12 protein-coding genes are annotated in these 12,688 nt (G+C 70.9%); 5 read left to right on the forward strand and 7 right to left on the reverse strand.

The annotated features are described in order from the left end of the window. Positions 1–4 precede the first annotated feature (4 nt). Complete coding sequence (locus WME90_RS31205) at positions 5–271, reverse strand: phosphopantetheine-binding protein (protein WP_044969499.1); 267 nt, start codon at positions 269–271, stop codon at positions 5–7. A gap of 84 nt (positions 272–355) precedes the next feature. On the opposite strand from WME90_RS31205, the gene WME90_RS31210 reads away from it, so the two are divergent. Further along, positions 356–1,147, forward strand: a complete 792-nt coding sequence (locus WME90_RS31210; RefSeq protein ID WP_437275675.1) for an enoyl-CoA hydratase/isomerase family protein — start codon at positions 356–358, stop codon at positions 1,145–1,147. A 214-nt stretch (positions 1,148–1,361) separates the two neighbouring features. Next, positions 1,362–2,210, forward strand: coding sequence for an RNA polymerase sigma factor (locus WME90_RS31215; protein WP_437275676.1), 849 nt, complete (start codon positions 1,362–1,364; stop codon positions 2,208–2,210). 60 nt (positions 2,211–2,270) lie between these two features. Here the strand turns inward: WME90_RS31215 and WME90_RS31220 are convergent, their stop codons facing one another. Continuing rightward, entirely contained in the window at positions 2,271–3,815 is a 1,545-nt protein-coding gene (locus tag WME90_RS31220) for a flavohemoglobin expression-modulating QEGLA motif protein (RefSeq protein WP_437275677.1), read from the reverse strand. A 127-nt stretch (positions 3,816–3,942) separates the two neighbouring features. Here WME90_RS31220 and WME90_RS31225 point away from each other — a divergent pair, with 127 nt between their 5' ends. Then, positions 3,943–4,977, forward strand: a complete 1,035-nt coding sequence (locus WME90_RS31225) for an AAA family ATPase (protein ID WP_437275678.1) — start codon at positions 3,943–3,945, stop codon at positions 4,975–4,977. A 48-nt stretch (positions 4,978–5,025) separates the two neighbouring features. On the opposite strand, the gene sixA is transcribed toward WME90_RS31225, so the two are convergent. Beyond that, positions 5,026–5,529, reverse strand: a complete 504-nt coding sequence (gene sixA, locus WME90_RS31230) for a phosphohistidine phosphatase SixA (RefSeq protein WP_437275679.1) — start codon at positions 5,527–5,529, stop codon at positions 5,026–5,028. An 80-nt stretch (positions 5,530–5,609) separates the two neighbouring features. Next, positions 5,610–7,361: a MopE-related protein gene (locus tag WME90_RS31235; RefSeq protein WP_437275680.1), complete on the reverse strand. Its 1,752-nt coding sequence runs from the start codon at positions 7,359–7,361 to the stop codon at positions 5,610–5,612. A gap of 948 nt (positions 7,362–8,309) precedes the next feature. Between WME90_RS31235 and WME90_RS31240 the strand changes: the two genes are divergently transcribed. Together WME90_RS31240 and WME90_RS31245 are read left to right on the forward strand one after the other, a co-directional pair. Further along, on the forward strand, positions 8,310–8,870 hold the full coding sequence (locus tag WME90_RS31240) for an SMI1/KNR4 family protein (RefSeq protein ID WP_437275681.1): 561 nt from the start codon (positions 8,310–8,312) through the stop codon (positions 8,868–8,870). A 65-nt stretch (positions 8,871–8,935) separates the two neighbouring features. Then, positions 8,936–9,994: an RluA family pseudouridine synthase gene (locus WME90_RS31245; protein ID WP_437275682.1), complete on the forward strand. Its 1,059-nt coding sequence runs from the start codon at positions 8,936–8,938 to the stop codon at positions 9,992–9,994. Here WME90_RS31245 and WME90_RS31250 read toward each other — a convergent pair. The 3 genes from WME90_RS31250 to WME90_RS31260 form a co-directional block, all read right to left on the reverse strand. Then, the gene (locus WME90_RS31250) at positions 9,975–10,238 is read right to left on the reverse strand and encodes a hypothetical protein (protein ID WP_012238561.1); all 264 of its coding nucleotides are present in this window, start codon (positions 10,236–10,238) and stop codon (positions 9,975–9,977) included. The genes WME90_RS31245 and WME90_RS31250 overlap by 20 nt on opposite strands. An 84-nt stretch (positions 10,239–10,322) precedes the next feature. Next, positions 10,323–11,867, reverse strand: coding sequence for a hypothetical protein (locus WME90_RS31255; RefSeq protein ID WP_437275683.1), 1,545 nt, complete (start codon positions 11,865–11,867; stop codon positions 10,323–10,325). Continuing rightward, positions 11,864–12,523, reverse strand: a complete 660-nt coding sequence (locus WME90_RS31260; protein ID WP_437283680.1) for a Maf family protein — start codon at positions 12,521–12,523, stop codon at positions 11,864–11,866. The genes WME90_RS31255 and WME90_RS31260 overlap by 4 nt, the downstream gene beginning before the upstream one ends. Positions 12,524–12,688: the final 165 nt, after the last annotated feature.

Raw genomic sequence — 12,688 nt, forward strand, 5'->3', positions numbered from 1 at the left:
GCGTTCACGCCGCCGCGGTCGACTTGACGATGTGGGCCACGAGCGCGTCTACCGATGCGAAGATCGGCCGCGCCTCGTCGCCCTCCGGGATGCGGACGCCGAAGCGCTCCTCCACGCTCATGGCGAGCTGGAGCGCGTCCAGCGAATCGAGGCCCAGCCCCGCGCCGAACAGCGGCGCGGCGTCGTCGATGTCGGCCGGCGTCTTCCCCTCGAGGTTCAGCTCCTCGACCATGAGTTCTTTTAACTTCTGCCGCACGTCCTGCGCGTTCATGAGCACGTCCCTGCGGGGTAGCACAATTCCGCGCCTTTCCACCAGGGGGCAGCGCTTTTTCTGACGGTTTGGTAAAGAGCGCCCATGGCCCTCGTCGACTACGCCACCTCTGCAGGCGTCGCGCTGCTCACCCTCAATGATCCGCCCGTCAACGGCTACACGCACGAGATGATGAAGGACCTCGACGCGGCCATCCTCGAGGCCCGCTTCGACAACGATGTGCATGTCATCGTCATCACCGGGCACGGCGAAAAGTTCTTCTGCGCGGGAGCGAACATCAACATGCTCCGCGAGTCGGACCCGACGTTCAAATACTACTTCTGCCTCCACGCGAACGAGACGTTGAGCCGCCTCGAGCACACGCCGAAGCTCTGCATCGCGGCGCTGAACGGCCACACTGTAGGCGGTGGTCTCGAGATCGCGATGGCCTGTGACCTACGCATCGCCCGCAAGGGCGCCGGCAAGATCGGCCTCCCGGAGATCGCGCTCGGCGTCCTGCCAGGCACGGGCGGCACTCAGCGCCTCGCCAGGCTCATCGGGAAGTCTCGGGCGATCCAGCTGATGTGCGAGGGGCAGACGTTCGATTTCGAGACAGCGCTCGCGGTCGGCCTGATCAATGACGTCTGGGAGACGGCCTCCCATGGCGAGTTCATGGACCGGGTCCTCGCGTACAGCCACACGTTCACGCTCCCGAACCGCGCGGCGCTGGCGGTCGGGCGCATCAAGCGCGCCGTTCAGACAGGCTTCGAGGTGGGGCTCGAACAGGGGCTCGCCCTCGAACGAGAGCTGCAGGCCGAGCTGTTCGCGTCGGAGGATGCCCGCGAGGGGCTCACCGCGTACATGGAGAAGCGGAAGCCGGTGTTCCAAGGCAAGTGAGCGCGCGCCCCACGTCGAGCCATGCGCTGCCTCGCCGCTTCGTGCACGGCGGTAGCCAGGCACACCCAGGTTGAGATCGCCGCTGCACCGAGGTCGGGCTCGGTGACCCAGGAGCAACCCTCACAGATGTAACGGAACCCACTTTTCTTGTGGCAACGTTGAGGGGGTTGGACGATTTTCAAATCAGCGGGGGCTGCTGCACGTAAGTTCAGGCATGCAACAGCTTGTTGAGCATGTACCCCTCCTGGAGCGGCCCAGCTTCGAGACCGTGTACACTGTCGGGCTGTCATTCCTCCGACAAGCGCTGCGCTGGCTCGGGGTGGCAGAGCGCGACATCGACGACGTCGTGCAAGACGTCATGATCGCTGCGTACCACGCGCTGGACGGCTTCGATCCGAGGCGCTGCACCGACACGACAGGCACAAGACATCCCCCTTGCAGGCAGGACCGAGGCCTGGAACGCCGGGTGCCACAAACCGCGAGCCCGCTCGGCGACCCCATCAGGCGCTGGCTGTTCGGCATCGCATGGCGACAGGTCGGCCACTACCGTGAGCGTGCCCACCGCCGCCGAGAGGTCGCGGTCGGCGCGGGGACGAGCTGGCCGTTCGAGCTCGCCGATCCTGGCCTGAGCTCGGAACAGCTCCTGGCACGTGAGCAGAGCGGTCAGCTCGTCGGCAGGCTGCTCGGCGCGATCGACATCGAGCGACGCGTCGTCTTGATCATGCACGATCTGCTCGATGTGGCGACCGCCGACATCGCGCGGGACCTGGACGTGAAAGAGAACACCGTGCGCAACCGTCTCCGGCTGGCTCGCGAGGACTTCCGCGTGGCGGTGAAGCGCATGAACGCCGAGGACCGACGCGCGCTCCACGATCCGTTGCGCCTCCCGGTCGCGGAGCGCTCCCGCGCGGCGGACGAAGAGTCACTCCTGAGCGAGGCCAGGCTCATCCCCGAGGTGCCAGACGCCACCCGGCTCAGCCTCTGGCTCGCCGTGACGCGCGCGATCGCCGACACGCACGCCGCGGGCCCGAGCGCCCAGGCCTGCGCCGCGCCGCCTCCGTAGGTGAGCACCGGACACACCGAAAGGAGGTCGCCCCACACGACGCCCCCGGGTCAGCCGCGCTCAGTGCTCCAGCATCCTGCTGTAGTGCTCGGCGAGCGCTGTCCCTCCCAGGCGGGAGAAGAACGAAGAATAACATATCCAGATCGCCAGCCCGCTCATGTCGTCGAAGATCGGCGGGAGATAGGGAGGCGGGCGGATGATCCCATCCGTCACGTGCGCATGGAGGACGGGGACGTCCTCGTGCGCGACCTTCCCCACGAACAGGAATGGAATCAGCATCGCCCGATCGTGCTGAATGGCCGCCCGCATGAAGGCGTAGTTGAGGACAATCCCCTTACAGTAGCAGGCGTCCTTCGTGAACGGCGCCCCTCCCGCGAGCACGCCGCCGCGGAAGACGCGCCTGGCATTCTGGAAGCACTCGTCTTCTTCGTAACCTTCGGTGCGGTACCACTCGAACACGTCGAGGAACGACGCCCCGTCCTCCGCCTTGTCCACCGCGAGGATGCGATCATTCAGCTTCTTCGCACGACGCGGAGTGCTCCTGAACGTGAGGATTTCCACAAGAACGGCGAGCCCTTCCTGAACCGCCGTGGTGCGCGGAGGCCCCTTTGCGAGCCAACGCGCCACCGGCTGAGCCTGCCCGTTCAAGCTGGTCGCCACGTGCACCCACCCCTCGTGCGCCTCGAGGATGTCGACATCGCTCTTGGAGAACATCGCGCCGCTCCGGATCTTCACGTAGTCGCTGCCCGCGGCGGCGTCCGCGAGGAGCGAGTCGTCCACCTGCACGCGGATCGACGCGCCGCCAAAGAAGCGATCGAAGCGGGCGTTCAGCTCGAGCGCCGCCATCTCTGCCGTGATCTCCCGCTGCTGCGATGGGCCGAGCCGCTCACCACCGATCGCCGTCAGGAGGTCGTAGAGCACGAACCCCATGTCCCGCACGCTCGTCTTTCCGTCCGGCAGCTTGTCCTTCGGGGACCCGTAGAGCTCGCGGGACAGCGCGTAGAACGTCTTCGTTCCGCGTCCCATGAGCATGCTCACGACCTTCCGGTACTCGTCCGCCGTCGCGCGGAGGATCTGCCCGAGCCGATCGCGCTTGCCGAGCTCCCGCTCGGCGTCGCGGAGGATCTCCTCGAGCTCGCGCTGCTTGGCCGCCGGGTCGAACCCCAGGTCGTCCGAGTAGGTGACCTCGGGCAGCTCGCGCTGCTTCGAGCGGAGAAATTGCTCCTCGACGTCCGCCTCCCAGCGGAGCGCCTGGAGGATGCGGATCGGGCGCTGCGCGTCGAGCACGCGCTGGGCCAGCGTCGCGAGGATCTCCTTGTAGGAACGCCACGGCCCCGCGACCGGCGGGACCGGCGCGTGCGGGATCGGTCCGTCGCGCAAGCGCAGGGACTCGAGCGGAGCCGACGGCGCTTCATCGTTCCCGCCGCCGCCTTCCTCAGGGCCGCCTCGGCCGCCCGCCGCGGCGGCTCCCGCGCCGTCCTCGACCACGCCGGCTCCGCCGCTGTGCGGCTCGTCCGCCGGCTCGCTCACCTGGAGCTCACGCTGCGCGTCCACGTCCGCCGCGCGCGCCCCTCTCCTCTCCCGGGCCTCAGAGCTCTGCGCCATTGCGATCGATTGCTAACACTGGCTCACCTGTCCGAGCAAACCTCCACAGAGCAGGACCGGCGCCGGGGAGAGCCGCTTCGTCGGATCCTTGTCGGCATCGCCGCCTCGGGGTACGAGCCCTGCCCGTATGAGCGATCCCGAGCACAGGAATGACGCCGAGACGACCGCCGATGAGGGATCGAGCGCCCTCTCGGATGCCGCGCTCCTCGAGCGCACAGCAGACGGGGCCAGGCGGCTCCGCTCGGCGATCGCGGCGGCGGTGGTGGGGCAGGACGATGTCGTCGAGGCCATGCTGATCACGCTCGCCGCGCGCGGGCACGCGCTGCTCGTCGGCGTCCCGGGGCTCGCCAAGACCCTGCTCGTGTCGTCGCTCGCCAGGGCGCTCGACCTCAGCTTCGGGCGCGTCCAGTTCACGCCGGACCTGCTGCCCGCCGACATCACGGGGACCGACGTGCTGCACGAGCAGCACGGGTCCCGGAGCCTGCGCTTCCAACCCGGCCCCATCTTCCACAACCTCGTCCTCGCGGACGAGGTGAACCGGACGCCGCCGAAGACGCAGGCCGCCCTGCTCGAGGCGATGCAGGAGCGCAAGGTGACCGTCGGGACGACCACGCACGTCCTCCCCGACCCGTTCCAGGTGTTCGCGACGCGAAACCCGATCGAGCAGGAGGGGACGTACCCGCTGCCAGAGGCGCAGCTCGACCGCTTCTTGCTGGAGATCCACGTCACGTACCCGAGCGAAGCCGAGGAGCGCGAGGTGGCGCGGCGGACGACCTCGGGGAAGCCGCCGGCGATCGCGGCGGTGCTCAAGGCGAGCGAGGTGCTGGCGATCGGACGCCTCGTCCCGAGGATCCCGGTGACCGACGAGGCCGTGGACCTCGCGGTGCGCCTCGCCAGGGCGACCCGGCCGGGCGCCGAGCGCGCCGCGCAGGAGGTCCGGGACTACGTGCGCTACGGCGCGGGGCCGCGCGGCAGCCAGGCGCTGGTGATCGCGGCCAAGGCGCGCGCGGCGCTCCGCGGTGAAGCCGCCGCGGACGTGGACGACGTGAGGGCGCTGCTGATCCCGGCGCTGCGGCACCGGATCGTGCTGTCGTACCGCGCCGAGGCGGACGGCGTGCGCGACGTCGACGTGCTGAGCGCCGTGGAGAGATCGGTGCGCTGAGCGGCGGAGAGGCGCGGACGCCCCTCACCGGGAGCGAGGCGCCTTCTGCTACGCTTCCTTCACCGGACTGACCGCCTTCATGGCCTTCAGATCCAGCGCGAAGCGCAGCGTCCCCGGCCCGCGCCCGTCCCAGCTCACCGCGACGACGCCGCTCTTCTTCAGGCTCTGGCCGGTCCAGCCGATGTCGCCGAGCAGCGACGTCACGAGCGCCGACAGCGAAGGCTCGTGCCCCACCAGCGCCAGCGGCTGAGCCCCCTGGTGCTGCGAGAGCAGGCGAAGGATGTCGGCCGTGCCACGTGAGGGAGAGAGCTCGGCGACCACCGAGACCTCGTCGGTCAGCCGGGCGGCCTCGGCGATGATCTCCGCCGTCTGCACCGCGCGCACGAGGGGGCTCGTCCAGATCGCCGCAGGACAACGGTCCTTCTGCTTCGCGAGCCATTTGGCGACACGCCGGGTCAGCTTGCGACCCTTGCCCGTCAACCAGCGACCGGCGTCGCCGAGGTCAGGCGCGTCATCCACGGCGTGACCGTGGCGGATGATGAGGATCTCCATGACCCGACCTTAGCCCGGACGAACGCGAGCCGGGGAGCGCGGTGCACGCGAAAGAGGCAGAGGCGTCACCTCGCCGCCCCTCAGAATTCGCACTGATGGGTCGCCCCGTTGCAGTGCGACCCCGACGCCACGAACGGACAGACGCTCCCGAGGAAGCTCTCGCACGGAAGGCCGCACGTGTACGTGGTGTGCGTGTAGCAGATCTGCCCCTCGTCGCAGTCCGCATCTGAGGCGCATCGACAGTTGAAATCGTCAGGGAACCCGTTGCCGTTTTCATCGAGGCCGTTGCAGCACTCGGTCGTGTAGAAATCGCTCGCGCTGCAGTCCTCGTCAGCGCAGTCGAGCGCGCCGTCGCAGTCGTTGTCGATCCCGTCGGTGCACGCGGCGGTCCCGAACTCGGGGGATGGCGCCGCGCCCTTCGCGCAGCTCCGGCACGGGCCGAAGGCGGCGCAGCCGGGATCAGCGCAGTCGACGTAGTGATCGCCGTCGTTGTCGAGGCCGTCGTCACAGATCTCGCGCGGGTTCGGGGTGATCTCGACGTTGAGCACGAACGGGCCCTGGTTCGGGCCGCTCGCGGGATCGATCGTGAAGCCGTCGAGGAAGACGAAGTACGTGCCCGGGTACAGGATGCTGAAGTCCAGCAGGGAGGCCCACGACCCGCCGCTGTCGTCGTCGCAGCCGATCTCCCGGCCGGAGTTGCAGACGCCGGTGCGAACGTAGAGCGCCGTGTCGAAGCTCGACCCGCGCGAGTCGAGGTGCACGCGCGACGGCGCGGTGAGCACGAAGAAGAAGACCGCCTCGCCGGCGTCGCCGCCGCACGCGCCCCGGGTCTCGCTCACGTGCCCGGTCGTGTCCCCCGTGTAGGTGCCCGTCCCAGGGATGCGCTTCGGCGACAAGCAGTTGGCCTGCTCGAGCACGCACACCGGGCTGCTCGCGCAGTCCGGGTCCTGGCAATCGATCAGGGCGTCGCCGTCGTCGTCGACGCTGTTGTTGCACCGCTCCGGCGTCGGCTCGCAGCCCGGCGCGAAGGCGCAGGCGCTGTCCGCGCAGTCGACGCGCTCATCGCAGTTGTTGTCGACGCCATCGTCGCAGACCTCCGGGACGCAGCGCTCGCAGGCCGGCGCGGAGATGCACTGCGGATCCGCGCAGTCGACGCGCCCGTCGCAGTCGTTGTCGGCGCCGTCATCGCACCGCTCCGGCGAGCCGGGCGGCTCGCACGCGCAGGGGAAGATGCCGCGGCAGTCCGGATCGCCGCAGTCGACCAGGAGATCGCAGTCGTCATCCTCGCGGTTGTCGCAGCGCTCGCCCTGGGCGCTGCAGGCGCACAGCGGCTCGGAGCGGCAGTCGGGGTCGTCGCAGTCGAAGGCGCGATCGCAGTCGTCGTCGACGCCGTTGCCGCACTTCCCGGCCTCCGAGTCGGAGCAGCCGCAGACCGGCGTCCCCGAGCAGTCCGCGTCGAAGCAGTCGACGATCGTGTCGCAGTCGTCGTCGACGCCGTTCTCACAGCGCTCGCCGGCAGGGCTCGGGGTGCAGCCGCAGATCTCCCCTGCGGCGCACGCGGGATCGAAGCAGTCGCTCACGCCGTTGCAGTCGTTGTCCGCCGCGTCCGTGCAGATCTCCGGCGCGCCCGGGAAGACGGACGGGTTGAGGTCGTTGCAGTCGTCCCCGCCGCAGATCGTCGGGCCGAAGCCGTCCCGATCGTCGTCGCGGGGACGATTGTCGCAGCGCCCGTCCACGCACTCGTCGCTGGTGCAGTCGTCCCCGTCGTCACAGTCCGTGGGGCCGCCGCACGCGTCGTGGCGTCCACCACCGACGTTCGACGAGGTCGGCACGCCGCTGTTCGTGCTGGCCGAGCCACCGAAGCCGCCTCCTCCAGCGCCTGCGCCCGAGGGGGCGAGGAGGCTCGTCCGGCCGCACGCTCCCGCCAGCGCGCCGAGAGCCGCCCACGCGCCGATCGCGAGGAGGTACCGTCGAATCCCCGGAGACCGCAGAGGCGTCCCCCCGACCCACGCTGAAGAGCCCGGCTTCATCGCTCACCCTCTCGCACTGGCCGCACGGTGCCCGCGCTTCGATGCACTTTACAAGTCCGAGTTTCCACGAAAGCAAGTTTTGGTCCGTTGACGCTGACCGCTCCTCGTCACGCTGATTCGAGGCCTTCTTCCTCGATCTGCGCGGCTGGACCGAACAGCAGCCAGGGCTGCTCGCGTGGGGTCTTGCGCGCCGATCCGGCCCGCTCGCGCCGCGGATCAGTTGCGGGTCGATGCATCCGCGTGTAACGAGGGCCGGTGGGCGTGCAGCTCCAGATCGAGTACGAGCGGCCGCCTCCTGGCCTTCAGCGCGGCCGTTACCCTGCGCCACAGTGGGTCATCCTGGGGATCGGCGCCGCGGTGGTGCTCGTCGCGGCCGTCGTCCTGATCTGGCGAGCGCGGCGCGCCTTGCGCGCACGCGGGAGCGGGAGCGGTGGACCGCGCTCCTCGAGACGCGGGTGACGAGGAACGTGACGTGGAAGGCGTCCGGGCGATCGCTTCCGGGGATGAGGAATGATCGACTGCAGGTGCGATCGCGGGTTGACACCGAGCGGACCGGACCGGTAGGCACCATAGAGGGATGCGTTCCCGGTCGGCTGACGTAGACGCCGGCCGAGCGCGCGACGAGCCTGCAACAACCGGGGCCCAGAGACGCGGCCCCAGTGAGGCCCTTTGGGTCCTGAAGAATACCGCGCAACCGCGGGTCGTGGAACCATGGCACCGATCGAACGTGGCGTTGAGCTTGTGCATCGCGTGATCGCGCAATTGAAGAAGCGCCCTTCGAGCCATGGCGCCGTGGGAGCGAGCCAGGCGGCTCTCGATGCGCTCGAGTCGAAGCTGATGGTCGAGCTGCCGCCCACGCTGCGGGCGTTCCTCGAGTTCGATTTCACGCTCGACAGCCTGGGCCCACGGTTCAAGGGGCGGCATCGCTTCGGCCGGGACCCGTCGGCGCCTCGACCGAAGCTCACCTCGGTCCGCAAGCTGGCCGAGGCGAAGACCGACCTCGGCTGGACCGAGTCGCGACTCCGGGCCAAGGTCGTGAGGCTGCCCAACCTCCCCCGTCAGCCGTGGAACGCGCTCTACCTCGGGGAGGCCAGGCGGGACGGCGAGCTCGTCATCCTCGGCCTCGACAACGAGGACACGAACGTGCGGGTCTTCCCGCGCTACACAGCGTTCGACCTGTACCTCGCCGAGCAGTGCGGCCTCGTCAAGCTGTCCGAAGCGCGGCGGCTCGAGGACCTCGAGTCGCACGTGGCGCTCAACCCCGAGCTCGGGACAGCCGAAGAGGACGACGAGAGCGACACGGAGTATTGATCGCGCGGCCGCGACGCCCTCGCCCTGGCGCCGCTCGGCCGTGAGCGAGGTCCGTGACGAACGCGATGGCTGCCGGTGCAGAAGCGCTCCACTTCCAGTTCCAGGTGGACGACGGCGACCCGCGCGACCGGCTCGACAAGCTCGTCGTCCACCTGCTCGATCGCGCCGGCCACGCGGCCTCGCGCGCGGCGGTGCAGCGGTGGATCGCCGCAGGGAGGGTCCTCGTCGACGGGGAGCCCGCGCGCGCGTCGGTGGCGGTGCGCGCGAGCGCCCTGATCGAGGTCCGCCCCGAAGCGCCGCCGCCCTCCGCGACGGCGGCCGAGCCCGACGTGCTCATCCCGGTGGTGTACGAGGATGAGCACCTGCTCGTGATCGACAAACCCGCAGGGCTCGTGGTGCACCCGGCCCGGGGGCACGAGTCCGGCACGCTGGTCAACGGGCTGCTCGCCCTGCCCGGGTTCGCCCTGGCGCCCGCCGATCCGCGCGACCCCATGGGCCATGTCCGCCCCGGGATCGTGCACAGGCTCGACCGAGGGACGAGCGGCCTGCTCGTCGTGGCCAAGGACGAGCCTACCCGCGAGGCGCTGAAAGATCGGTTCGCCAGGCACGCGATCGAGCGCGAGTACGCCGCGATCGTCGCCGGCGAAGCGCGAGACGCCACCTACGATACGCTCCACGGCCGCCACCCGACCGACCGGCTCCGCTTCACGTCATGGATCCAGAGCGGCGCCGGCGCGCCCGGCTCCGGAGCCGGCGGGCCCGGCTCACGCGTCACGGCGCCGCGCCGCGCCGTGACGCACGTCCGCGTGGTCGAGAGGCTCGGCGACGCGGCGACGGTCGTCGCGTGCTCGCTCGAGACAGGGCGCACCCACCAGATCCGGGTGCACCTCGCCGAGCGCGGCAGGACGCCGGTCCTCGGGGACCCCCTCTACGGCAAGCCGCCGAAGAAGCCGGCGATACGAGCGATCGCGGAGGAGCTCGGGCGGCAGGCGCTCCACGCGCGCGTGCTCGGGTTCATCCACCCCGCCACGCAAAAGCCCGTGCGCTGGGAGAGCTCGCTCCCAGCGGACATGCGCAAGGCGCTCGACCAGCTACGGGCGCTCGCTACCAGATCTTCGATTTGATGTGGCCCTTGGACTTGATCAGGATGTCGACGAGGGCGCGGTCGTAGAAGTTCTTCTGGTAGAGATCCGGCGAGACGCGGCTCTTGTAGAGGGCGCGCCCTTCCTCGATCTCTTCGGACAAGACCGTGAAGAGGTCATCCTGCTGGATGCCCTGCACGATCTTCTCCTCGTTGTAGAGCGAGAGATCGCTCGCGATGGCGCGCGCGAGGCGGCGCGCCGCCTCTTCCGTTTCAATCAAGGGCATCCGTCTCTCCTCCGGGTTCGCCAGCCGGGGGCACGCGCTCCCGAGCCGACGGGGGCCTAGGATGCAGCAGCCCAGGCGGCGCTGTCAAAGTAGCTCGTCGTCCGACCCGAAGCCGCGCGGCTGCGCGAGGGGCGCGGTGCCCGTGGGGGCGGTCGCGCGCGCCGCGCCGGCGGCTGGCCGATCCGTGTTCTGGCGCGCCGCGGCGAGGGCGGCGAGCCCCGAGAGGAGCGGGAACGCGACCAGCGCGTAACGCCCGGCACCGAAGAACACGGCGTGCGTCGCCGCGGTCGCAGCGAGGACGGCGAGCGCGGCGCCTACCAGCACCGGCGCCCCGAGGAGCGCGCGGCCCCGGAGCAGCGCCAGGCCGAGGAGCGCGACATAGCCCACCCATGCATGGACGTGCAGCGCGGCGACGACCCCCAGCGCGAACAGCGCGAGCCGAGCAAGATCGAGCGCGCGCTGCGCGAGCGAGGGGCCGCGGGCAGCGCCGGACGCCCGCGCGGGCCTGCGCGCCGCCCAGACGAGCGCCGCGAGGAGGACGACGCGCTCGAAGACGGTCTCGACAGCGCCGAGGGCGACCTTGTCCGCCTCGCTGAAGGCCGCCGGGTTCGAGGCGTGGAGGTACCACCCGGCCGCGCCGCAGTAGTCGAACGTCGCCGCGAGCTTCCGCGGCACGAGCCCGAGCCATGCGCCCGGGCGCTCCGCGATCATCCGGCGGGCCTCGCGGCCGAAGCAGGCGTCTTTGCCGGCCTCGTCGAAGACCTCACGGCACGCCTCGGGTACCTGGACCGGCGACCAGGCGCCGGTGGAAGCCGGGTCGGCGCCGATGAGGAGATTCCAGCCGCCGTTCACGCTGACCAGAGCGCACCGGTTCATCCGCAGGCAGTTGCGCGCGGTCCAGGGCGCGCACACGAGGAGCGCCGCGAGGACGGTCAGCAGGACGGGGGCCGCGCGTCGCGCCGCGCGCGAGGCCAGCCGCGCCTCGGGCCGGGAACCGCCCGCGGGCGGAGCGCCCGAGAGGGAGAGGCCGGCGAACAGGGGCGCGAGCAGGAGCACCTGCGGGCGGACGAGGGTGGCGGCGCCAAGGAGCAGCCCGATGACGGCGAAAGGGGCCAGCGCGGGGCGTCGCTCGCGCGCCCTCGCGGACGCCCACGCCGCGCAAGCGACGAGCGAACCGGTGACGCCCTCGGTCATGAGCGCCGGGGTGTACGCGACGAGCCCGGGGTGGAGGGCGACGAGCGCGCCCGACAGCGCCGGCAGGGCGCGCGAGCGCGGCGCAGCGCGGGCCGCGAGGCGATGAACGGCGAGCGCGCCGAGCGCGCCGAGCACGGCGTTCAGCAGCATCGCGACCGCGGGGTGCGCGCCGAGGAGCGCGTAGAGCGCGCCGACCGCCCCCGGATAGCCCACCGGGTAGTGCGCGGCGTACGTGACGGCGCCGTCCGGCCATAGCCACGTGTAGCCGAGCCCCGCCGCGATCCGCTCGGCGACGCGCTGGTAATAGGTGCCGTCGGCGGTCGGCGGGAAGCGCCCGGCCGCCCAGACGACGACGGCGATCCGCGCGGCGAGGGCGAGCGCGAAGATCGCGCCCCCGTCGCGCCGACGCGCGGCGACCGAGGCGCCGTCGCTCATGACGAGCGCGCGATCGACAGCGGGAAGCGCGCGAGCAAGCCGGCGGCTCGCAGCGCGGCGACGACCTCGCACGCGGGCAGACCGACGACGTTCGAATAGGAGCCGTCGATGCGCGCCACGGCGAACGCGCCGATGCCCTGAATGGCGTAGGCGCCGGCCTTGTCGAGCCCCTCGCCGGTCGCCGCGTACGACGCCACCTCGTCGTCGTCGAGCTCGCGGAAGCGCACCCGCGTCACGACCGTCTCTGCGTGGAGCGCCACGGCGCGGCCCGGGACGGCCGCCGTCGCGAGATCGTCCCGATCGCCGTCGGCGAGCGCAAACCGGGTCCAGACCTGGTGCTCGCGGCCCGAGAGCGCGCGGAGCATGGCGCGCGCGTCCACCTCGTCCCGCGGCTTGCCGAGGATGGAATCGCCGAGGATGACCGACGTGTCAGCGACGAGGATCGCGCCGGCCCCGGCCGCCTGGCGCAGGCGCCGCGCGGCGGTGAGCTTCGCCAGGGTGACGCGCTCCAGGTAGGCGGCAGCGCCCTCGCCGGCGCGCCCCGCCTCGTCGACCTCGGCTGCCGCGACGCGGAGAGGCAGGCCGAGCGTGGTCAAGATCTCTCGCCGGCGCGGCGAGCCGGAGCCGAGCAGGAGCGGGTGCGAGTCGTCGATCATGGTCGTGCGGACGCCGGCGGCGCCGGCCCCGGCCGGGCGTGGTCCTAGCACGGCGCGAGCGCGACCGCGGAGCACGACGCACCCGAGCCCCGGGCGCCGACGGATCGCGGCGAGGCGATTGCTGTTTTGACTCTCCCCCCGGCAGTAGTAGAGGGTCGGGCGCGA

This window comes from Sorangium sp. So ce375 (genome assembly GCF_051473855.1).
GTDB lineage: Bacteria > Myxococcota_A > Polyangia > Polyangiales > Polyangiaceae > Sorangium.